The 21444-nt window shown below is 70.9% G+C and carries 15 protein-coding genes; 12 read left to right on the top strand and 3 right to left on the bottom strand.

Going from position 1 to position 21444, the window contains the following annotated elements; translation table 11 throughout:
• The first annotated feature begins 13 nt into the window (after positions 1 to 13).
• From edd to ACIBO2_RS28020, 6 genes are all read left to right on the top strand, one after another.
• Positions 14 to 1954: a phosphogluconate dehydratase gene (edd, locus tag ACIBO2_RS28045; protein WP_358553544.1), complete on the top strand. Its 1941-nt coding sequence runs from the start codon at positions 14 to 16 to the stop codon at positions 1952 to 1954.
• Between the two features lie 93 nt (positions 1955 to 2047).
• Positions 2048 to 3052 carry a glucokinase gene (glk, locus tag ACIBO2_RS28040; RefSeq protein ID WP_358553542.1) on the top strand — a complete coding sequence of 335 codons (1005 nt, stop codon included), beginning with the start codon at positions 2048 to 2050 and terminating at the stop codon, positions 3050 to 3052.
• Positions 3049 to 3660 carry a bifunctional 4-hydroxy-2-oxoglutarate aldolase/2-dehydro-3-deoxy-phosphogluconate aldolase gene (gene eda / locus ACIBO2_RS28035; RefSeq protein ID WP_358553540.1) on the top strand — a complete coding sequence of 204 codons (612 nt, stop codon included), beginning with the start codon at positions 3049 to 3051 and terminating at the stop codon, positions 3658 to 3660. The genes glk and eda overlap by 4 nt, the downstream gene beginning before the upstream one ends.
• 93 nt (positions 3661 to 3753) lie before the next feature.
• Complete coding sequence (locus ACIBO2_RS28030) at positions 3754 to 3876, top strand: hypothetical protein (RefSeq protein WP_358553538.1); 123 nt, start codon at positions 3754 to 3756, stop codon at positions 3874 to 3876.
• Between the two features lie 212 nt (positions 3877 to 4088).
• A complete protein-coding gene (locus ACIBO2_RS28025; protein ID WP_397300556.1) occupies positions 4089 to 7079 on the top strand; it encodes an AfsR/SARP family transcriptional regulator in 2991 nt (996 codons plus the stop codon).
• 80 nt (positions 7080 to 7159) lie between these two features.
• A complete protein-coding gene (locus tag ACIBO2_RS28020; protein ID WP_397300554.1) occupies positions 7160 to 7540 on the top strand; it encodes a hypothetical protein in 381 nt (126 codons plus the stop codon).
• A 1-nt stretch (position 7541) separates the two neighbouring features.
• Here the strand turns inward: ACIBO2_RS28020 and ACIBO2_RS28015 are convergent, their stop codons facing one another.
• From ACIBO2_RS28015 to ACIBO2_RS28005, 3 genes are all read right to left on the bottom strand, one after another.
• A complete protein-coding gene (locus ACIBO2_RS28015) occupies positions 7542 to 8696 on the bottom strand; it encodes an RtcB family protein (protein ID WP_358553532.1) in 1155 nt (384 codons plus the stop codon).
• A 146-nt stretch (positions 8697 to 8842) separates the two neighbouring features.
• Positions 8843 to 10561: a beta-galactosidase gene (locus tag ACIBO2_RS28010; RefSeq protein WP_358553530.1), complete on the bottom strand. Its 1719-nt coding sequence runs from the start codon at positions 10559 to 10561 to the stop codon at positions 8843 to 8845.
• Between the two features lie 33 nt (positions 10562 to 10594).
• Positions 10595 to 11737: an ROK family protein gene (locus ACIBO2_RS28005; RefSeq protein ID WP_397300551.1), complete on the bottom strand. Its 1143-nt coding sequence runs from the start codon at positions 11735 to 11737 to the stop codon at positions 10595 to 10597.
• A 201-nt stretch (positions 11738 to 11938) separates the two neighbouring features.
• Between ACIBO2_RS28005 and ACIBO2_RS28000 the strand changes: the two genes are divergently transcribed.
• From ACIBO2_RS28000 to ACIBO2_RS27975, 6 genes are all read left to right on the top strand, one after another.
• A complete protein-coding gene (locus tag ACIBO2_RS28000) occupies positions 11939 to 13249 on the top strand; it encodes a sugar ABC transporter substrate-binding protein (protein ID WP_358553526.1) in 1311 nt (436 codons plus the stop codon).
• Complete coding sequence (locus tag ACIBO2_RS27995) at positions 13246 to 14160, top strand: sugar ABC transporter permease (protein ID WP_358553524.1); 915 nt, start codon at positions 13246 to 13248, stop codon at positions 14158 to 14160. The genes ACIBO2_RS28000 and ACIBO2_RS27995 overlap by 4 nt, the downstream gene beginning before the upstream one ends.
• Positions 14157 to 15008, top strand: coding sequence for a carbohydrate ABC transporter permease (locus ACIBO2_RS27990; protein WP_397300546.1), 852 nt, complete (start codon positions 14157 to 14159; stop codon positions 15006 to 15008). The genes ACIBO2_RS27995 and ACIBO2_RS27990 overlap by 4 nt, the downstream gene beginning before the upstream one ends.
• Positions 15009 to 15019: 11 nt before the next feature.
• Positions 15020 to 17131, top strand: coding sequence for an alpha-galactosidase (locus ACIBO2_RS27985; RefSeq protein WP_358553520.1), 2112 nt, complete (start codon positions 15020 to 15022; stop codon positions 17129 to 17131).
• A 182-nt stretch (positions 17132 to 17313) separates the two neighbouring features.
• Entirely contained in the window at positions 17314 to 19143 is a 1830-nt protein-coding gene (locus tag ACIBO2_RS27980; RefSeq protein WP_358553518.1) for a protein kinase, read from the top strand.
• Between the two features lie 289 nt (positions 19144 to 19432).
• Positions 19433 to 21421: a zinc ribbon domain-containing protein gene (locus ACIBO2_RS27975; RefSeq protein ID WP_358556957.1), complete on the top strand. Its 1989-nt coding sequence runs from the start codon at positions 19433 to 19435 to the stop codon at positions 21419 to 21421.
• Positions 21422 to 21444 lie beyond the last annotated feature (23 nt).

The raw sequence follows: 21444 nt of genomic DNA, 5'->3' as shown, positions 1-21444 counted from the left end.
TGAAGGAGGGTCGATGCACCCCATCGTCCAGGAAATCACCGACAGGATCACCGAACGCAGCCGAGCCAGCCGCACCGTCTACTTGGAGCGGATCCGGCGTGAAGGTGAAGCCGCCCGCGCCAAGGGCCCGGCCCGCGCGCACCTCGGCTGCGCCAACCTGGCACACGGCTTCGCCGCCGCGCCGGCCGCCGACAAGCCCCTTCTGATGGGTACGGCCAAGCCCGGCGTGGCGATCGTGACCAGCTACAACGACATGCTCTCGGCCCACCAGCCGTACGAGACGTACCCGGCCGAGTTGAAGGCGGCGGTGCGCGCGGCCGGTGGCGTGGCGCAGGTGGCGGGCGGCGTGCCCGCGATGTGCGACGGCATCACTCAGGGCCGCGCCGGTATGGAGCTGTCGCTCTACAGCCGGGACGTGATCGCCATGTCGGCCGCGATCGCGCTGTCGCACGACATGTTCGACGCGTCGCTGCTGCTGGGCGTCTGCGACAAGATCGTGCCGGGCCTGCTGATCGGGGCGCTGCACTTCGGGCACCTGCCCGCGATCTTCGTGCCGGCCGGCCCGATGACCTCGGGGCTGCCGAACAAGGTCAAGGCCCGCACCCGGCAGCTGTTCGCCGAGGGCAAGGTGGGCCGGGAGGAGCTGCTCGACGCCGAGGCCAAGTCGTACCACTCCCCCGGCACCTGCACCTTCTACGGCACCGCCAACTCCAACCAGGCGCTGATGGAGGTCATGGGCCTGCACCTGCCGGGCTCGACGTTCGTCAACCCGCACACCGAGCTGCGGCACGCGCTGACCGAGGCGGCCGGGCGCCGGGCCGTGGAGATCACCGCGCACGGCCCCGAGTACACCCCGGTCGGCGAGCTGGTCGACGAGAAGTCGATCGTGAACGCCTGCGTGGCGCTGCTGGCCACCGGCGGCTCCACCAACCACACGCTGCACCTGGTCGCCATGGCCGCCGCCGCGGGCATCGTCCTGACCTGGGACGACCTGGCCTGCCTGTCGGCCGCCGTGCCCTCGCTGACCAAGATCTACCCGAACGGCCAGGCGGACGTGAACCACTTCCGCGACGCCGGCGGCATGCAGGTGCTCATCGGCGACCTGCTGGACGAGGGCCTGCTGCACGCCGACGTGCTGACCGTGGCGGGGCACGGGCTGGACCACTACCGGTCGGCTCCGACGCTGTCCGACGGGAAGCTGACCTGGTCGGAGGTGACCGGCGGCAGCGCCGACCTCGACGTGCTGCGGCCGGTGGCCGCGCCGTTCTCCGCCGATGGCGGCATCCACATGGTCGAGGGCAACCTGGGCCGGGCCGTCAGCAAGGTGTCGGCGGTCAAGGCCGAGCACCTGGTGATCGAGGCGCCGGCCAAGGTGTTCGACGACCAGCTCGAACTGCTGCGCGCCTTCGAGGCGGGCGAGCTGGACGGGCAGGACTTCGTCGCGGTCATCCGCTACCAGGGGCCGAGCGCGAACGGCATGCCCGAGCTGCACAAGCTCACGCCGCCACTGGCCGTACTGCTCGATCGGGGGCAGCGGGTGGCGATCGTGACCGACGGCCGCATGTCGGGCGCCTCCGGCAAGGTGCCTGCGGCCATCCACCTGTCGCCCGAGGCGGCGGACGGCGGGCCGATCGCGCTGGTCCGCGAGGGCGACGTGATCAGGCTCGACTCGGCGGCGGGGACGCTGGAGGTGCTGGTCCCGGCCGAGGAGCTGGCCCGGCGCACGCCCGGCGGCCGGCCGCTGAGCGACGCGCAGTGGGTGGGGACCGGGCGCGAGCTGTTCGCGACGTTCCGCCGCATGGCGGGGCACGCGGAGCAGGGGGCGGGGATCTTCGGGATCAGCGGCGCCGAGTCGCCGGACCACGGCCCCGGGCTGGGCTTCCCCGCCGAGGCGGGCGCCTCGCACCTGGAGTCGGGCGCTCCTCGCGGGCGGCACGCGAGCATCGCCAGGTGAACATCGTGTCCTTTGATTGTCCGCGGCGCGTCGGCGAGCTGTCATGAGCACATTCCCTCTGCCGTGGCTCGTCGCCGACATCGGCGAGCCGTCGTGAGCGCGTTCGATCTGCCGTGGCTGGTCGCCGACATCGGCGGCACCAACGCCCGGTTCGGGCTGGTCACCTCGCCGGGAGCGCGGCCGTCGCACGTCGCGGTCCTGGCGGGGGCCGACTACGCCACTCTCCCGGAAGCCGTAGCCGCCTACCTCGCGCAGCACGCGGGCGGAGTGCGGCCGGGAGCGGCGTGCCTGGCCGTGGCCGGACCCGTCGAGGGCGAACGTTACGCGCTGACGAACTCGGCCTGGAGCGGCTCGGCGAACGACCTCGGCCTGCCGTACACGATGATGCTGAACGACTTCGAGGCGCTGGCCGTCTCGCTGCCCCGGCTGGAGCCCGGCGACCTGGCGTCCCTGGGCGGCCCGGAACCCGCCCACGGTGTCAAGGCCGTGCTCGGGCCCGGAACCGGGCTCGGCGTCGCCGGGCTGGTGCCCACCGACGGCGGCTGGACGCCGGTCTCCGGCGAGGGCGGGCACGTCACGGTACCGGTGCGCGACGACCGGGAGCGGGAGATCGTCCGGGTGCTCCGCGCCGGGGGCCTGGACCACGTGGTGGCCGAGCACGTGCTGTCGGGCCCCGGCCTGGTGGTGCTGCACCGGGCGCTGGCCGAGGTCAACGGCGTCGACGCGCCTCGCCTGTCGTCGGCGGACATCGTGGCGCGGCTGGACGACTCGCTGTGCGCGGAGACGGTCGAGGTGTTCTGCGGGATGCTGGGGAGTTTCGCCGGGAACGTGGCGCTGACCCTCGGAGCCCGGGGTGGCGTCTATCTCGGTGGCGGAGTGCTGCCCCGTATCGTGGAGCGCGTGCGTACCAGCGACTTCCGAGCCAGGTTCGCCGACAACCCGGACATGGCCGGCTACCTGTCGGCCATCGCGACCACGCTCATCGTCGCCCCGCAACCGGCGCTGACGGGCGCCGCCGCCTGGCTGGCGCAGCGCGCCGCAGGGGAGCGGCTGCCCCATGTCACTGAGCTGTACCCATTGAGGAGAGAACTTTCATGAGCCTGCTCGATCTCGCCCCCGTCATCCCCGTCGTGGTGATCGACGACGTCGAGACGGCCGTGCCGCTGACGCGGGCGCTCGTCGCGGGCGGCCTGCCGGTCATCGAGGTGACCCTGCGTACGGCGGGCGCGCTGGAGGCCATCGCCAGGATCGCCGCCGAGGTGCCGGAGGCCACGGTCGGCGCCGGAACAATCCGGACTTCTGCTGATATTGCGGCGTCTTTGGCGGCGGGGGCGAAGTTCCTGGTCTCGCCTGGGACGACGCTGACCCTGGCCGACGCGATGGACGCGAGCGGGCTGCCGTACCTGCCGGGCGCGGCGACCGCCTCCGAGGCGATGGCGCTGGCCGAGCGGGGGCTGAAGGAGCTGAAGTTCTTCCCCGCCGAGCCCGCGGGCGGCGTGGCGTACCTGAAGGCGCTGTCGGCGCCGCTGCCGGACGTGCGGTTCTGCCCCACGGGCGGCATCAGGCCGGCCACCGCGCCCGACTACCTCGCGCTGCCGAACGTCGGCTGCGTCGGCGGCACCTGGCTGACCCCGGCCGACGCCCTGGCCGCGGGCGACTGGGGCCGGGTGGAGAAGCTGGCCTCCGAGGCCGCCGCCCTCCGCTGAGGCACCAGCCCCCAACGCGATCTATACGGCACCTATACGGCCGCTGAGCAGCCTTAGCCTGACTGGCTTATCGCGTCGCGGCGGAGGTGGACGGTGTTCAAGAAGCCTTGGGGGCCACCGCTCTCCGTCGCCCCGCCGCTGACGCCCGGTGCCTACTCGGAGAGCATAGTGATCACTCCTCGCTACACCTACGACCCCTTCAGCCGCCGCGGCTGATTTCCGGAAGGGAACCCGCGACTCCATCGCTCTGAACTTCTTCCTCGCCGTGCCCGCCGCCTTCGGCTGACAATCGGGCTTGACATCGGCGGGAGCCGTCATAAAGGCTTCCGTCGATGTTGGCGTTGCATGGGTTGACGGGAAAAGAACCATCGTGCACATTTAAGCGACTTTGATCTTCTTTGTGCACTTTAGTCTTGTCCGGGGGCGCGATGGAGTTCGCCGTTCTGGGGCCGCTTGACATCTCGGCCGATGCCCGGTCCCTACCGCTCGGCGCCGGAAAACAGCGTGCCCTGCTCGCCGAACTCCTCTGCCGTCCGGGGCGCCCCGTCTCCCCCGCCACGCTCATCCAGGCGCTCTGGGGCCAGAGCCCGCCCCGCACCGCGCCGGACAACCTCCGGCTCTACGTGCACCAGCTCCGCAGGACGCTGGGCCATGACCGGATCACCCGCACCGCCGCGGGCTACGTCCTCACCCTCCATCCGGGCGAGCTGGACGCGGACAGCTTCGAGGAGCTGGCCGAGCAGGGCAGGAGCGCCCTGTCCGCCGGCGAGCACGAACGGGCCGCCGAGCTGCTCAAGCAGGCGCTGGACCTGTGGCGCGGTCCCGCGTACGCGGAGCTGAACCTGACCGTCGGGCTCAGCGACCACGCGCATCGCCTGGAGGAGGAGCGCCTGATCGCGCTGGAGAACCGGATCGAGGCGGACCTGGCCCGCGGGGTGCACGCCGCGCTCATCGCCGAGCTGACCGGGCTGGTCGGCGAGCACCCCCTGCGGGAACGGCCGCGCTGGCAGCTCATGCTCGCCCTGGCCAGGTCGGGCCGCCAGGCGGAGGCGCTGGCCACCTACCGCGACGCCCGCCGGGTCTTCGCCGCCGAACTCGGCCTCGATCCCGGCGCCGAGCTCCGGCGCCTGCACCAGGCCATCCTCACGGGCACCCTGCCCGTCGAGTCCGCCACCGTGCCGCCGGACGACCCCTCTCCCCGCTCCCCCGCCCAGTTACCGGCCGACATCTCCGACTTCACCGGACGGAGCGAGCAGCTCGCCGAGCTGACGGACCTCCTCGGCGACGGCCCGCCCCCTGGACCCGGGCCCGTGCGCGTGTACGTCATCGCGGGAATGGGCGGGGTCGGCAAGACGACGCTGGCCGTACACGCGGCCCATCTGATCGCCCAGCACTACCCCGACGGGCAGCTGCACACCAACCTGCACGGCGCCGAGTCCTCCCCCGCCGATCCCGCCCAGGTGCTCGCGGCCTTCCTCACCGCGCTCGGCGTGCCGCGGCCCACCCTGCCGGAGACCCTTGAGGAGCGGGCCGCGGTCTTCAGGAGCCGGCTGGCGGAGCGCCGGATGCTCATCGTGCTCGACAACGCCGCCTCGGAGCAGCAGGTTCGTCCGCTGTTCCCCGGTACGTCCGGCTGCGCCGTCATCATCACCAGCAGAACCCGGCTGACCGGCCTGTCCGGCGCGGCGGTGGTCGAGCTCTCGGTGCTCCACCCCGAACAGGGCGTGCAACTGCTCTCCCGGATCGTCGGCGCCGACCGGGTGGCCGCCGAGCCGGAGGCGGCGGCCGAGCTCGTCCGGCTGTCGGACGGCATACCCCTGGCCGTCCGGGTGGCGGGCGCCCGCCTGGTGGCCCGGCCGCACTGGCCGCTGACCCGCCTGGCCGGGCAGCTCACCGACGAGCGGCGGCGGCTGGACCAGTTCACCACCGGCGACCTGGCCGTCCGGGCCAGCCTGGCGCTCAGCTATGTGGGGCTGGATCCCGACGCGCGCCGGGCGTTCCGGCTGCTCGGCTCGCTGGACGTACCCGACTTCGCGGGCTGGGTGGCCGGGGCGCTGCTCGACCTTCCCGTGGCGGCCGGCGAGGAGCTGGTCGAGACGCTGGTGGACACGCAGCTGGTGCTGTTCAGCGGGATGGACGCGGCGGGCCAGCCGCGCTACCGCTTCCACGACCTCGTCCGCCTGTACGCCCGCGAGCGCGGTGAGCTCGAGGACGAGCCGGAGGCCGTGGCCGTGGCCCTGAGCAGGGCCTTCGGCGCCTGGCTCGCGCTTGCCGAACGCGCCACCGAGCGGGTGCCGGGCACCTCCTCGGCCATCATCCACGGCACCGCCCCGCGCTGGAACTCCCCCGACGGCGCCCCCTGGGACGGGCCGGCCGTACAGGATCCGATGGCCTGGTTCGACACCGAGCGGACGGCGCTGATCGCGGCGATCCGCCAGGCGTGCTCGCTGGGCCTGGCCGAGGTCGCCTGGGACACCGCCTGCTGCGTGGAGCGCTACTTCGACGTGTGCGGGCAGTTCGACGACTGGCGCGGGCTGCACGAGCGCGTCCTGGAGGTCTGCCTCGCGACGGGCAACAGGCTCGGCGAGGCGGTGATCAGGCGCGGGCTCATGCACGCCACCACGTGGATGGAGACCGGCGGCGAGGCCATGGCCGCGCAGTACGAAGGGGCCGAACGGCTGATCACCCTGTTCTCCGAGCTGGGCGAGGAACGCGGGCTGTCCGACGCGTACGTGCTGCGGGCCTGGGGCGAGGCGGCCAGGGGCGACATGGCGGAGGGCCTGCGGTCCGGCCAGATCGCCCTGAGCCTGGCCGAGAGCAGCGGCCACCAGAGTGGGCAGGCCAGGGCGTTGGTGTGCATGGCGGTGGCGTACGGGACGCGCGACATCAAGATGGCCATCGTGCACCTGCTGCGGGGCCTGGAGCTGGCCGAGAAGCTCGGCAATCCGCGCTTCGAGGCGACGACGCTGCAGTTCCTGGGCTTGGCGCACGCTCATGCGCAGGAGTTCGACGCCGGGCTGGAGTACCTGGTCAGAGCCCTGGCCATCTACCGCCAGATCCGCGATCCACTGCTGGAGGCGATGGGCCTGGTCGCCCTGGCCAGGCTGTACGCCGGACACCACGACCCGAGGGCGCGGCCCGCGGCCGAGGCCGCCGAGATGCTGAGCCGCTCACACCGCCTGGCCCACCACCAGGCCGACGCACTCTGGGTGCTCGGCGGGGTGGACCTGGCGGAGGGCAGGATCGACGAGGCGGTCGCCCATCTGGAGGAGTCGGTCAGGCTCTGGCGTACTCGGGGGTGGCAGGAGTTCCTGGCGGGCGCGCTGGCCGACCTCGCGCAGGCCTACACCGCCGCCGGCGACCTCACGGCGGCCGCCGCCGCCAGCAGTGAGGCGACCGCGCTCACGGGAGCTACCTAGGCCGGATGAGTATCACGGCGGATGGTGGGAAGGTCCGTCGCCGATCAGTATGGCCTTCACGCCTCATCTTGGGGAGTCTCATGACCCGTTCCGTCCTTGTGTGGGCCCTGGTCCTCGTCGTCGTGGGAGCCGTCGCCGTGGCGCTCTGCGTCGCCACCTCACCCGTGGCCTCCGCCGAAGCCCCGCGTGAGTTCTTCGACTCGCCCTTCCTGCTGCCCGCGTTCCTCGTCCTGGCGGTGCTGGCCGGTCTGGCCGGGTGGTTCGCCCCTCAGGTGGGCCTCCTGTGGGGCCTGCTCGCCGCCGCTCCGTTCTACGTCTACTTCGCGTCCGGCGTGGTCAGGGAACTGCGCGGCGGTGGCCAGGGTCTCTGGCCGGTCGGCCTGCTGTATCTGGTCGGCCTCACGCTCATCCCACTGATCGCGGCCCTGGCGACCTCGCTGGTCGCCAGGGCGCGCGGGTGACTCACCCCTTGTAGTTGAAGATCTGGCGGAGGGTGTGCTGAACCGCCACCAGATCCTTCTGGTCCGCCATCACCTGGTCGATGGACTTGTACGCCTCAGGATGCTCATCGACCAGCGCGGCGGCGCGGTCCGCGTTCCAGATCCGGCCGCTCATCGCCGCGGTCAGAGAGGCCGCTGACAGCTCCCGCTTCGCCTTCGTACGGGACATGCGGCGGCCCGCGCCATGCGAGCAGGAGTTGTACGACTCGGGATTCCCCCGGCCGCGCACGATGTACGAGCGGGTGCCCATCGAACCGGGGATCACGCCTTCGTCGCCGGTGTCGGCCTTGATGGCTCCCTTACGGGTGATCCACAGGGACTTGCCGTAGTGCGTCTCCTGCTGGGTGAAGTTGTGGTGACAATTGATCGTACGAACCCGCTCACCCTGGCCCGCGACCCGGAACAGGGCGTTGACCAGGACCTTGTCCATCCGGGCACGCGAGGCCATGGCGTAGCGCTGGGCCCACAGCATGTCCTCGATGTAGGCGGTGAACTCCGGCGTGCTCTGCACGAGGTAGGCCAGATCCGGATCCTCCAGGCCGATCTCCTGCTTCTTCATCAGCTTCTTCGCGCCCGTGATGTGCGCCTGGGCGAGCTGGTTGCCGATGCCGCGCGAACCCGAGTGCAGCACCGTCCAGACCCGATCGCGCTCGTCCAGGCAGACCTCGACGAAGTGGTTGCCGGAGCCGAGGGTGCCGAACTGGTCGGACACCTTCTTGGTCTGCTTCGGGTTGAGATCGGTGTGCGGCAGGCCGAGGTCGCTGAGGGCATGGTCCATCGACGGGTCGTCGTGGCCCTTCCCGACACCGGCCGGGATGCGGTGCTCCACCATCGGCATCAGGGCGGCGAGGGTGTCGGGCAGGTCGGCGGCCGTCAGCGTCGTCTCGGTGGCGACCATGCCACAGCCGATGTCCACGCCGACGGCGGCGGGGATGATCGCGTTCTCGGTGGGAATGACCGAACCGACCGTGGCGCCGATGCCGACGTGGGCGTCGGGCATGAGCGCGACGTGTCCGGAGACGAATGGCAGGCGGGCGGCACGAGCGGCCTGCGTGATCGCGCCTTCGTCGATCTCACTGGCCCACGACAACAGGTTCGGTGCGGGCTGGTTCGGCATGGGATAGATCCCCTCGCTGATTCGTGATCAGTTTGGCGTGACCAGAGAGGAGTTCCCACTTATTTTATCGATTTCGTGGTTTTCAAGCGGTGCGGGTCCGTCGTTCGGCACGCGGGCCAAGGTCGACCCGAGCGCGCGAACCGCTGCTAGAGGCCGGCCTGTGCCAGGACGTTCGCGAGTCCGGACGCGTCCAGCTTGGTCGAGACGTACCAGGCGGTGCCCGCGCCTACCTGGTGCCGGGTGACCGCCGGGCCGCCGTCGGCGTAGGTCACGGTCGCCGTGGCGCCGGTCAACTGGACGCTCTCGCTCCAGAAGGCGCCGGCCGTCCCGTCGGACAGTGCGACGGGGCCGGTCAGGGGGCGGAACTCCTCGACACGGACGCCGAGCAAGTCGCGCAGCGCGCCAGGGTAGCCGCCCAGCCGGACGCGGGTGTCGGGGTCGGCGATGCCGCTGAAGTACGACACGATCAAGGTGCCCCCGCCCTCGACGTACGCGGTGAGGTTGGCGACGGCCTCGTCAGAGATCAGATACAGGGACGGCATCAGCACCACCCGATAGCGCGAAATATCGTGTGAAGGGTGGACGAAGTCGGTGGCGAGGCCCCGCTGCCACAGCGCCCGGTGCGTCTGCTCCACCGACGCGCGGAAGTCCAGCCCGGTCACGGGCAGGGCCGGGTTCCGCAGCGCCCAGGCGGCCTCGTCGTCCCAGAGAATGGCCACCTCCGCCTCGGCGGGCTCCGCGGGCGGAAGGGCGCTGAGCGTCCGGCCCAGGTCAGCGATCTCGCGGAAGACCCGGCTGTCGGCGCCCGCGTGCGGGACCATGCCCTGGTGCCACTGCTCCGCCCCGCCCTGGGAGGCGCGCCACTGGAAGTGCAGCACTCCGCCGGCCCCGCGGGCCGCGTACTCGAGGCTGCGCCGCGTGTGCTCTCCCGGCTCCAGCGGGAGCGTCCCATCGGGGGTGTACATGGCCGCGACGCCCTGCTCCATCAGCAGCCACGGCTTCCCGCGCGCCCAGGAGCGGGCCAGGTCGGCGGCGAAGGCGACCTGGGCGAGCCCGCCGTCGCCGGGCTCGTCGGTGTAGTGGTCGATGCCCACGAGATCGACCTCGGCCGACCATTTCCAGTGGTCCAGTGGCGTCCACCCCGCCATGACGTAATTGGTGGTCACCGGCTGCCGTCCATGAACGCGCAGGATGTCACGCTGCTCGCGGTAGTGGGCGAGCAGCGCGTCGGAGCAGAAGCGGCGGTAGTCCAGCAGGTGGGCGGGGTTCGACCGGTACTGGGTGGTCCGCGGTGGCATGATCTGCTCCCACGCCGAGTAGTGCTGGCTCCAGAAGGCCGTGGTCCACGCGTCGTTGAGCGCGTCGAGGGACTTGTGCCGCTCACGCAGCCAGGCGCGGAAGGCCGTCGCGCAGTGATCGCAGTAGCAGGTCGTGCCGTACTCGTTGTGCACGTGCCACATGGCCGTCGCTGGATGGGCACCGTACCGCTCGGCGAGCGCCGTCGCGATGCGGCGCGAGGCCACCCGGTAGGCGGGCGCGTTGACGCAGTACGTGTCACGACTGCCATGTGTGAGCCGAGTCCCGTCGGCCCGCACCGGCATCGCGTCCGGATGGGCCAGGCCGAACCAGGGCGGCGGACAGGCCGTCGGGGTCGCCAGGTTGACCTGGATGTCGTTGTCGTGCAGCAGGTCCATGACGCGATCGAGCCAGCCGAAGTCGTAGACGCCCGCCGACGGCTCAAGCCGAGCCCAGGAGAAGACCCCCACGGTGGCGAGGTTGACCTTCGCCTCCCGCATCAGCCGGACGTCCTCCAGCCAGACGTCCTCTGGCCACTGTTCGGGGTTGTAGTCTCCGCCGAAGTACATGCTCTCTCCAACTGGGGGTGTCACGGCCGCTGATCAGTCGCTGCCGGTTACGAAACTCTGGATGGCCACGACCGCGCCGCCACGGGCCCATTCGCGAAAGTCGTCCACTTCGATCAGCACGTCGACCGAGTTCGCCTGGCCGCGCCGGTTCGCGCTGAGCGCCCGGTCGAGACCATCCTTGGCGACGCGGGCCAGCTCCACGCCCTCACCGGCCACGATCACCGTCTTGACCATGGAGAACGTCGCGACGTGGGCGATGAGCCTGCCGAGCGCGTCCGCGGCTTCGGTGACGACGCCGAGGCAGGCCTTGTCCCCTTCCGCGGCCAGGCGCATCACCTCCTCGTAGGTCACCGGCCGCCGCAGCCCCTGCCCGGCGGCGGTCACGATGGACCCGCTGGCCAGGTAGGCGGAGGCGCAGCCGCGGTGGCCGTCCCCGCACATCGGCCCGCCCGCGTTCAGCACCAGGTGGGCGAACATGCCGAGGTCCGACTCGGCCGCCGTCACCAAATGATCGTGTACGACCAAGGCGTAGCCGATTCCCGCCCCGATCGAGACGAGCGCGAAGTCGCGCAGCCCGCGGGCCGCCCCGAACCAGTGATGCTGGTGGCCCAGCGCCGCCACGTCGTTCTTGACCACGCACGGGACGCCCAGCGCCTGCTCCAGCAGCGACTTGAGCGGCACCTGCCGCCAGCCGAGATACGAGGAGTCGACCAGCCGCTCACCGCCGAGCTGGACCGCCGAGCGGGCGTCGCCGCCGAGCGTGACACCGGCCCCGACAGGCGTCCGCTCGCCGTCGGACAGCTCATCGAGCAGCTCCCGGACCTGGCGGCACACGGCCTGGGGGCGGTGGTCGGAGATCGGCTCGTCGCGAGCCGCGACGATCTGGGCGCGCAGGTCGGTGACGACCGCGTGGACGCGGTCCGCGGTCAGCTTGACGCCGAAGAAGCTGTGCTCGCCCGCGGCCACGTCCAGCGGGCGAGTCGGGCGGCCGTTGACCGGGTCGTGGACCACGTCGCCTTCGACAAGGAGCCCGGCGTCGACCATGGGCTTGGTCAGCCGCGTCAGGCTGCCGGTGGACAGGCGCAGGATCCTGGCCAGCGCGGTCCTGGACTGCGGACCGTGGATGATGAGCTCCTTGACGATGGAGCGTGCCGCGTCGGGCAAGACGTCCCACATGCCGCACCATCCTTGAGGCTCCACCCGCATCAGCGCCAGCCTCTCTCACTTGATTTCGTAGCAAAGCTAGCATGTCCGATACGTAACCGCACGTTCACATAACACGCAGGAAATCTGTGCACAAGTAGTGACATGCCTCTCACCTTCTCCCTAGGTTAGCTCTGTTACAAAGCCACCTGCTTTGCAACAGAGGAGGCACGAATGCGTATCACGAGGCTCGCCGGCTCGATCGCGGTGCTCGGCACGGCCGCCGTCCTTGCGGCCTGCTCGTCGGGCGCGCCTGGGAGCACCAGCACGCCGACAGCGGCCAGTGGGCCGGTCACGCTGGAGTTCTGGTGCTGGGGCACCACTCAGAAGCCCAAGGTCGAAGCGTTCAACAAGTCCCACCCGGACATCCAGGTCAAGCACACCGATGTGGGAGGCGGCACGGACACCGCCGCCAAGCTGCTCACGGCGACCCGGGCGGGCAATGGCCCCGACGCCGCCTGCCTGGAATACGAGACCCTGCCTTCCATGATCGTGGCCGGTGCGCTGGCCGACATCTCCGCCCACACCGGCGACGTCAAGAGCGCCTTCAGCCCGGAAGTGTGGGACCTGACCAGCTTCGACGGCGCCGTGTACGGCGTGCCGCAGGACGTCGGCCCGATGGTCCTGGTCTACAACAAGAAACGCTTCCAGGAGCTGAAGATCGAGCCGCCGGCCACGTGGCAGGACTTCGCGAAGGTCGCGGCGGACGTACGCAAGAAGGATCCGGACACCTACCTCGCGACCTTCGCACCCGCGGAGTTCGGCAACTTCGCCGGGCTGGCCCAGCAGGCCGGCGCGTCCTGGTGGAAGGTCCAGGACCAGACCTGGACCGTGGGGATCGCCGACCAGGCCTCCCTCACGGTGGCCGACTTCTGGCAGGGGCTCATCGACAAGGACCTCGTCAAGGCCGAGCCGCTGCTCACCCCGGAGTGGAACAACAAGCTGAACCAGGGCAAGATCCTCACCTGGCCGAGCGCGTTGTGGGCGCCGGGCGTGCTGTATGGCATCGCGGAGAAGCAGGCGGGCGACTGGGCCATCGCGCCCCTGCCCCAGTGGAAGGAGGGCGACGACCGAGTGGCCTTCCAGGGCGGCTCCGCGCTGACCGTCACGAAGTCCTCCAAGCACGCCGAGGCCGCGGCCACGTTCGCCAAGTGGATGAACACCGACAAGGCGGCCAACGACATCCAGATCAAGCTGGGCGAGTACCCGGCGTCGCTGGCCGGTCAGCGGGCCGCGAGCAGCAGTTCGCCGCCCAAGCTGACGGCGAACCAGAAGGACTACTGGGACATCGCCACGAAGGCGGCTCAGCGCACGATTCCGCACATCAGCTGGGGCCCGAACGTCAGCACCGCCAGCAGCGCCTACCAGGACGCCGTCGCCGCCGCGGTCCGTGACCACACCCCGCTGCGGGACGCGCTGACGAAGACGCGCGACCTCGTGGTGGAGGACATGAAGACCACCGGCTTCAAGGTCGCCGGCCCGTGACCGCCCCGCCCAGGGCGGAGCGCAGATCCCGGGCTCCATATCTCTTCGTGGCGCCCGCCGTGCTGCTCTTCGTCGCCTTCCTGGCGGTCCCCATCGGCTACGCGATCTACCTCAGCGCGCGCGGCCTGAGGCTAACCGGCAAGGGCATCTTCGGCACGCGCGAAGAGGTTTTCGTCGGGCTCGACAACTACGTCAAGACGCTCACCGACCCCGAGTTCTTCGCCGGCTTCGGCAGGCTCGCGCTCTACGGCCTGATCAGCGTGCCGCTCACGCTCGGGCTGGCACTGCTCTTCGCGCTGCTCCTCGACCACGCCGGTTCGCGGGCCAAGAGGTTCTCGCGCACGGCGATCTTCATCCCGTACGCCGTACCCGGCGTGACGGCTTCGCTGCTGTGGGGCTTCATGTACCTGCCCTCGACCAGCCCGTTCAGCTACCTGACCCGGGAGCTGGGGCTGGGCGAGATCCCGTTTCTCGGGGCGGGCGGCATCTACCCGTCGCTGGCCAACATCGCGGTGTGGGGCGGCGTCGGCTTCAACATGATCATCATCTTCACGTCGCTGCGCGGCATCCCCTCAGAGTTGTACGAGGCGGCGCGCATCGACGGAGCCTCCGATTGGCAGATCGCCTGGCGGATCAAGATCCCGTTGGTGGCGCCCGCCCTCGTGCTCACCGGGTTGTTCTCGCTGATCGGAACGCTACAGGTGTACGGCGAGCCGACCACCTTGAAACCGATGACGCCGGAGATCTCCGGGGACTGGGTGCCCTTGATGCACATCTATCGCGACGCCTTCTTCCGCGACGACCTACCGCTGGCCTCGGCCGCCTCCGTCCTGCTGGCGGTGGGCACGCTCGTGGTCTCGGTCGTGCTGCTGAAGGTCACCCAGAAGCGCGCGTTCGGGGGCATGCAGTGAGCGCCGTCGATCGCACGCACCGGCGCGCCCAGATCCTGCCCACCATCGTCCTGCTCCTCGGCGCGATCTACTGCCTGGTGCCGGTCGCCTGGGTGCTCGTGGCCTCGACCAAGTCGAGCGGAGAGCTGTTCTCGACGTTCACCTTCGCGCCGGGGACGGGCCTGCTGGACAACCTGCGCGACCTGTTCACCTACGGGAACGGCCTCTACCTGCGGTGGACGGCCAACAGCGCCCTGTACGCGATCGCCGGCGCCGCGGCCTCGACCCTGATCTCGGCGCTGGCCGGGTATGCCATGGCCAAGTACGAGTTTCGCGGCCAGAACCTGCTGTTCTACGCCATTCTGGCCGGCGTCCTCGTGCCCGGCATGACGCTGGCCATCCCGCAATATCTGATCATGTCCGAGCTCGACCTGGTAGGCGGCTACTGGTCGGTTCTGTTGCCCAGCCTCATCTCCCCGTTCGGCATCTACCTGGCCAGGGTCTACGCGATGGCCTCCGTCCCGGACTCGACGATGGAGGCGGCCAGGATCGACGGAGCGAGCGAGTATCGCATCTTCGGCTCGATCGGGCTGCCCATGATGGTGCCCGGCATGGTGACGATCTTCCTGCTGCAGTTCGTCGGGATCTGGAACAACTTCCTGCTGCCCTACATCATGCTGTCGGATGACAGCAAATTCCCGATCACGGTGGGCCTGTACACCGTGCTCAGCAAGGGCTCGGGCCAGCCCGCCCTGTACGGCATCGCCATCGTGGGCGCCGCCGTGTCGGTGATCCCGCTCATCGTCCTGCTGCTGAGCCTGCAGCGCTTCTGGCGGCTGGACCTGCTCAGCGGAGGACTGAAAGGATGAAACCGCTGTCCATGGAGACTCTGCACTTCAGAGCCGCCGGCGTGTCCGTGGTGATCGAATGCCCGCCCGATGCCCTGCCCGCGATCCTGCACTGGGGTCCGGACCTGGGCCCGCTCGACGGTGCGGCGCTGGCCCACCTGGCGGCCGATCTCCGTCCGCGGCTCGACGTCAGCGTGGACGTGCCCGTACGGATCCCGCTGGTGCCCGAAGCGCGTACCGGCTGGATGGGCGTGCCCGGCCTGTCCGGGCATCACCTGGGACAGAACTGGTCCCCCGCCTTCACCAGCGTCGCCTACCAGCGGACCGGGCAGACCCTCACCGCCACCGCCAGGGACGAGCACGCCCGCCTCGGCCTCACGATCACGATCGAGCTCGGCGACTCAGGCCTGCTGAAGGCGCGGGCGGACCTGCGCAACCAGGCCGAGTCCCCCTACACCCTGGACGCGCTCAACCTCGCCTTCCCCGTGCCCGGCACCCCCACGGATCTGCTCGACCAGGCCGGACGGTGGGCCAAGGAACGCATCCCGCAGCGCCGCCCCCTCACCACCGGCATCCACCTGCGCGAGAACCGCCGCGGCAGGACCGGCCCCGACGCCGCCACCGTCCTTTTCGCGGGCACCTCCGACCTCGGCTTCCGGCGCGGCGAGGCATGGGGCCTGCACGTCGGCTTCAGCGGCAACCACCGCCACTACGCCGAGCGCACCTCCAGCGGCCGGACCATGTTGGGCGGCGGCGAGCTGCTGCTGCCCGGCGAGATCATCCTGGCGCCGGGTGAGAGCTATCGGAGCCCCTGGCTCTACGCCACCTACGGGCGCGGCCTGGACGCCGCGGCCCGCCGCTTCCACGAGCACCTGCGGGCCAGGCCCGCGCACCCGTCCGGGCCCCGGCCCGTGATGCTCAACACGTGGGAGGCCGTCTATTTCGACCACGACCTCGACCGCCTGCTGGAGCTGGCCGTCCGGGCCGCCAGGATCGGGGTGGAGCGGTTCGTGCTGGACGACGGCTGGTTTCACGGCCGCCGCGACGCCCGGGCCGGGCTCGGTGACTGGACCGTGGACGCCACTGTCTGGCCGGACGGGCTGACGCCGCTGGTCAAGCAGGTCAGAGAGCTCGGCATGCAGTTCGGGCTCTGGTTCGAGCCGGAGATGATCAACCCGGACTCCGACCTGGCCCGCGCCCACCCCGGCTGGATCATGCAGACCGGCGACCGTCTGCCGCCGCTCGCCCGCGATCAGCAGGTGTTGGACCTGACCAACCCCGAGGCCTACGCCTACGTCAGGACGCGGCTGCTCGCCCTGATCCGCGAGTACGACCTCGACTTCATCAAGTGGGACCACAACCGCGACCTCGTGGACGCGGGCTCCACGGCGAGAGGCGGCCGGGCCTCCGTTCACGCCCAGACCCACGCCGTCTACCGGCTGCTCGACGAGATCAGGGCCGAGCACCCGCGCCTGGAGATCGAGTCCTGCTCGGGCGGCGGCGGCCGGGTGGACCTCGGCATCCTGGAGCGTACCGACCGTATCTGGGCCAGCGACTGCATCGACCCGGCGGAACGCCAGCAGATCATGCGCTGGACCGGGCAACTGCTGCCGCCCGAGCTGATCGGCAGCCACATCGGCGCCGGCCGCTCCCACCTCACCGGCCGCCGCCACGATCTCGCCTTCCGTGCCGCCACCGCGTTCTTCGGCCACTTCGGGGTCGAATGGGACCTCACCACGCTCACCGACGGCGAGCTGGACGAGCTGGCCTCGTGGGTCGCCCTGCACAAACGGCACCGCCACCTGCTGCACACGGGCGTGGTGGTCCGCGTGGACGACGCTCCGGAGAGCGTGCGGGCCCATGGCGTCGTCGCCACCGACGCCTCCGAGGCCGTCTATGAGATCGCCATGCTGGACCGCCCGTCCACCTGGCCGCCGGGCCGGCTCCGGCTGCCCGGGCTCGACCCGGCGACCCTCTACTCGGTTCGCCCGCTCATGCCCGTGACCTCGCACGGGACCGCCCCGGCCTGGACGACCGGCGACTTCACCCTGCCCGGCTCCGCGCTGGCCGGCTCGGGCATCGCCGTACCGCCGCTGTTCCCCGACGAATCCGTGCTGGTCCACCTCCTCGCCAGGAGCCGCTGAGAAGGTCGCGGGCAATCCCGAGCCGCTGCCCCACGCGTTCCAGGAAGCGAGCCCCAAACCCGTCCAAACTCAGTGGCCACCGGGTGACCCGTTCCTCCGTTAGAGTCTTGGGGAACGGGCATGCCGGGCGGAGGATCGGTCGGTTGAGGCAACACGGCAACGAAGGCGAGAGGAAAGCGACGTTGGGGCAGCAGGGGCGCTCCGCAGGCACTCCGCTGACGCCGGAAGACCCGTCGGCGATCGGCCCCTATGAGCTGATCAGCCGCCTCGGCTCGGGCGGCATGGGCACCGTCTACCTGGCCAAGGCCGCCGACGGCGTACAGGTCGCGCTCAAGGCGATCCGCCGCGACTACACCACGGACCCGGTCTACCGGGCGCGCTTCCACGAAGAGGTGTCCAACGCCCGCAAGGTCGCCTCGTTCTGCACGGCCCGCGTCCTCGACCACGGCGAGCATGACGGGGTCCTCTACCTCGTCACCGAGTACATCGAGGGCGTCTCCCTCGAGAACCACCTGATCGAGCACGGCCCGCTGACACCGTCCGTGCTGCACTCGGCGGCCGTGGGCGTGGCGGCGGCGCTGACCGCGATCCACGCCGTCGGCCTGGTGCACCGCGACCTCAAGCCCGCCAACGTGATGCTGACACTGGGCGGCCCACGGGTGATCGACTTCGGGCTGGCCCGCTCGTCCCACGTCTCCACCCGCCACACCAACGCGGGCATGGTGATGGGCACGCCCGGCTGGATCGCTCCCGAGCAGGTCTTCGAGGGCCGCACCAGCCCGGCGGGCGACGTGTTCGCCTGGGGATCGCTGATCGCCTACGCCGGTCTTGGCGGCCACCCGTTCGGCGAGGGCGACGCCTACGTCATGGCGGCGCGCGCCCGCACCGCCCCGCCGGACCTGCGCGGCCTGCCCGCGCCGCTCGACCGGCTGGTGGCCGCGGCCATCCACCCGGACCCCGCGCGCCGCCCGGCGGCCAAGCAGCTCCTGCTCGAACTCGTGGGCGCTGCCGACGAGCCGGCCGCCCAGCTCGCCGCGACCCGCCACCTCACCAGCTCGTGGAACCCGTCGGAGTTCCCGCCGCTGGCCGAGTTCCCGAACAATCCGCAGGTACGCCAGGCACCGCCGGGCTGGACCCCGCCGCCACAGCCCCACCAGCCGTCGGCCCACCAGCCCCAGAGCCACCAGCCGTCGCCTCACCAACCATCGTCTCACCAGCCTCAGGGGCACCAGCAGACCGGTGTGGGGCCGCTGCCGGGACGCGGGCCGGCACCACACCCGCCCGCCCAGGCGCCGCCCCCGCCGCCCCGCCAGTCACCTCCTCGCCAGGCGCCACCCCGCCAGGCATCGCCACCTCCTGGTCCGGCGAGCCAGGTGCCACCGTCCCTCCAGACGGGACAGGTGCCACTCTCCGCTCGTCAGACGGGACAGGCGCCACTCTCCGCTCGTCAGACGGGACAGGCGCCGCTTTCCGCCCATCAGACAGGGCAGGGGCCGCTGCCGCCTGGGCCGAGGGGCCCGGTGGCGTTCCCGGTCAAGCGGAAGAGGAGCGTGTTCACCGGCTGCGTGACCGCCATCGTGGTGGCCATCGTGCTGTTGGTGCTGCTGCTGGCCGTACTGGCGTGGGCGCTCAGGTCCCCCGACCCGGTCGGCGCGGACAGCCCGGTGCAGGACGGGAAGCTGAAGTTCGCGGTGACGGGCACCAAGTGCCCCAAACCGGCCAAGGGCGCCAAAGAGCGCACCTGCCAGGTGAGCCTCAAGGTCAACAACGTCGGCCAGGAGGCCAGGGTCCTCTACCCCGGTCAGCAGAAACTGCTGGACGCGGACGACGCGTTACACGGCGGCACCAAGCTGCTCGACAAGGCGGGCGCCGAGGTCACGCCGGTCCGCATCGGGCCGGGTCAGTCCTTCAGCGGCGCGCTGCTGTTCGAGCTGCCGAAGGAGGCCCAGCCCGCGGGACTGGAACTGCATGACTCCGGCCTGAGCACCGGAGTGCGGGTCAGGCTCGATTAGACGGGATGCGGGTCAGGGTATGAACCGTTCTTCATATTCGCTAGGAAAACCTGGGATTCTGCTCTGGGGTCGTGGTCCGTGCTGTGCCGGTGGAAGGTGATCCGCGGGATGGATTGGTGTCCGGCGGGCGTGTATCGCTCACGTGTTCTACCCAAAGCCGTCAACTCTTGGTAGCGTTACGATCACACATCGTTGTTGGGGGGGGGTGGGCGGGTGCAGGTTGGGCTCCAGGTCGTGCGGTGCACGCGTCGATGCCGCCTGGTCACCCGTGAGCTGAGGGGGGCGGTGGGTGAGTAAGCTCACCGCGACGGCCTCCTGCACCGCTTACGCGGCGGTGGTGGAGGCGACTGGTGAGGTCGTCGCGCAGGCGCTGCTGGTGCGGCGGGTGGCCTGGCTGAGCGGCCTGGCGCGCGATGTGACCGCCCGTTTGGTGGTGGCCCGGTGGAATCTGGCTGATCTGGATGGGCTGACCGGCGGGGTTGGGTTGGACGGGCGGGTGTTGCCGTCGAAGGGCTGGATGGCGCTGCGCAGGCTCGGCTGGGGTGTGAGCCCGCCCTCGGGCGTGTACGTCTGTGATCGGGTGCTGCGGTGCGCCCAGGAGCAGGCCGCCCGCCTGTTGCGGCTGGCCTTGCACCGGCGCCGTCTGGTGGCGGCGATCGTGGCCACCTGGCCGCAGGATACGGGTGCACGCACCGGCGCCGAGTGGGAGGCGCTGCGTGCGCTGCTGCCGGACGGGGTGACGGCGGCCGACATCCGCAACCGCACCCGGCAGGTTCGCGCCTACCTCGACGCGCATGGCGCGTTCCCGGCCGATCTGACCGAACTGGAGGAGCCGCCGAACGTTGCGGCGCAGGTCGTGCTGGCGGCGGCCGACCGGCAACTGCTCACCCTGGAGCGCACCGGCCACCACAGTGCCCGGCTGCGGGTGCGGCTTCCCCTGGTCGAATTCCCCGCGTCCGCCAGGGACTGGGCGTGGCATGTGCTGCCAGTCGCGCTGCCGCCGACGGTGCCGGCTGAGGCGGCGTTGTGCGCCCCTACCGTGCGGGTGGTCAAGGGGCGGGTGCGCGTCGATCTGCCGTTCCAGATCCCGGTCGGCTTCGCGCCCGCTACCGGCCATCGGGTCGGGTGCGGGTTCGACTGGGGCCTCAACGGGCTACTGACCGGCGTGGCAGCGGAGTTGGCCGATGACCGGGTGATCAGTGATGGGCGGCCGTTCGTCTACGACGCGAGCGGTGTGTCGGCCAAGCTGCACCGGCTGCGGGCCGAGCGTGAACACCTGGCCGCCAAGATAAAGCATCAACAACGACTCCTGGCCTGGATGACCGTCGCCGATCCCCGCCGCGCCACGTTGAGCGCGGCCTGCCGGGCTCTCGGGGTCGAGCATGAGCGGCTGTGCGCCCGTATCCGCAACCTGAACAAGGCACTGACCTGGTCGGCGGCGCGGTGGGCGGTCGACCAGGCCACCGCCGCAGGGGCGACGGTCATCTATCTGGAGGACCTGGCCACCCTGGAGGCGCGCGGACGCCGGGCCAGGGCGAACGCGCGCCTGTCGGGGCAGGTGCGCGGCCGGATCGTGCAGGCGATCCGACATCTGGCGGCCAAGGACGCCATCGCGGTGGTCACGGTCGCGGCGCGTGGGACTTCCCGGTACTGCCCCCGGTGCGGGGATGGCACGTCGGTGCTCCAGCATTGCCCGGCCCCGGATCGGCTCGGCGAGCGGGGCTGGAGGTGGGCCTACTGCCCGGCCTGCGGCCTGTCCTGTGATCGGGACTGGGCAGCGGCCGAGCGGATCGTCTCCCGCGGCCTGCTCGGCCAACACACCACCCGCACCCACCGTTCCGCCGGGGCGCGCACCATCCACGCCATCGTGGAAGGCAACGTCGCCCGCGCCCGATCAACACGCAGGCCCACCCGGGCGGCCCGCCGCGCCCGCCGCACCCGAACAGACCTGCACCCCCGCCCGGCAGCACGCGACAGAGCCAAAAACCGTCCCACCCCGAAACGGCCCACCCGCACCCAGGCCAGCCCACGCAACAACCCGATGACCTCCAGCCGTGTGCCCGACCGGCGCACGGTGCCCGCCCCACCGCCCACCGGCGGTGGACAGCGTCCGGCGGGCCATGCACCCCAGCCGGGACGGCACCAGCCGTACCGGACAGGGCATGCCAGGAATTCTCACCATCGGACCGGCTTCCACCACGCCAAAGCCACCCCCGTGCTCACGCTCATCGAGCACGGGAACAGCCCAGGCCAGGCCACGCCCGTCCGAGTTGCCTGATTCCTTCAGGGAACCACAGAGAA

The organism is Nonomuraea sp. NPDC050022, assembly GCF_044460705.1.
Lineage (GTDB): Bacteria > Actinomycetota > Actinomycetes > Streptosporangiales > Streptosporangiaceae > Nonomuraea.
This window is presented reverse-complemented; position numbering and strand designations above follow the sequence as displayed.

Bases quoted from the DNA above. Each gene is read 5' to 3' on its own strand.
- edd (WP_358553544.1), top strand. From the start codon at position 14: ATGCACCCCATCGTCCAGGAAATCACCGACAGGATCACCGAACGCAGC.
- eda (WP_358553540.1), top strand. From the start codon at position 3,049: ATGAGCCTGCTCGATCTCGCCCCCGTCATCCCCGTCGTGGTGATCGAC.
- ACIBO2_RS28020 (WP_397300554.1), top strand. From the start codon at position 7,160: ATGACCCGTTCCGTCCTTGTGTGGGCCCTGGTCCTCGTCGTCGTGGGA.
- ACIBO2_RS27985 (WP_358553520.1), top strand. From the start codon at position 15,020: ATGGAGACTCTGCACTTCAGAGCCGCCGGCGTGTCCGTGGTGATCGAA.
- ACIBO2_RS28015 (WP_358553532.1), bottom strand. From the start codon at position 8,696: ATGCCGAACCAGCCCGCACCGAACCTGTTGTCGTGGGCCAGTGAGATC.
- ACIBO2_RS28025 (WP_397300556.1), top strand. From the start codon at position 4,089: ATGGAGTTCGCCGTTCTGGGGCCGCTTGACATCTCGGCCGATGCCCGG.
- ACIBO2_RS28010 (WP_358553530.1), bottom strand. From the start codon at position 10,561: ATGTACTTCGGCGGAGACTACAACCCCGAACAGTGGCCAGAGGACGTC.
- ACIBO2_RS28000 (WP_358553526.1), top strand. From the start codon at position 11,939: ATGCGTATCACGAGGCTCGCCGGCTCGATCGCGGTGCTCGGCACGGCC.
- ACIBO2_RS28005 (WP_397300551.1), bottom strand. From the start codon at position 11,737: ATGTGGGACGTCTTGCCCGACGCGGCACGCTCCATCGTCAAGGAGCTC.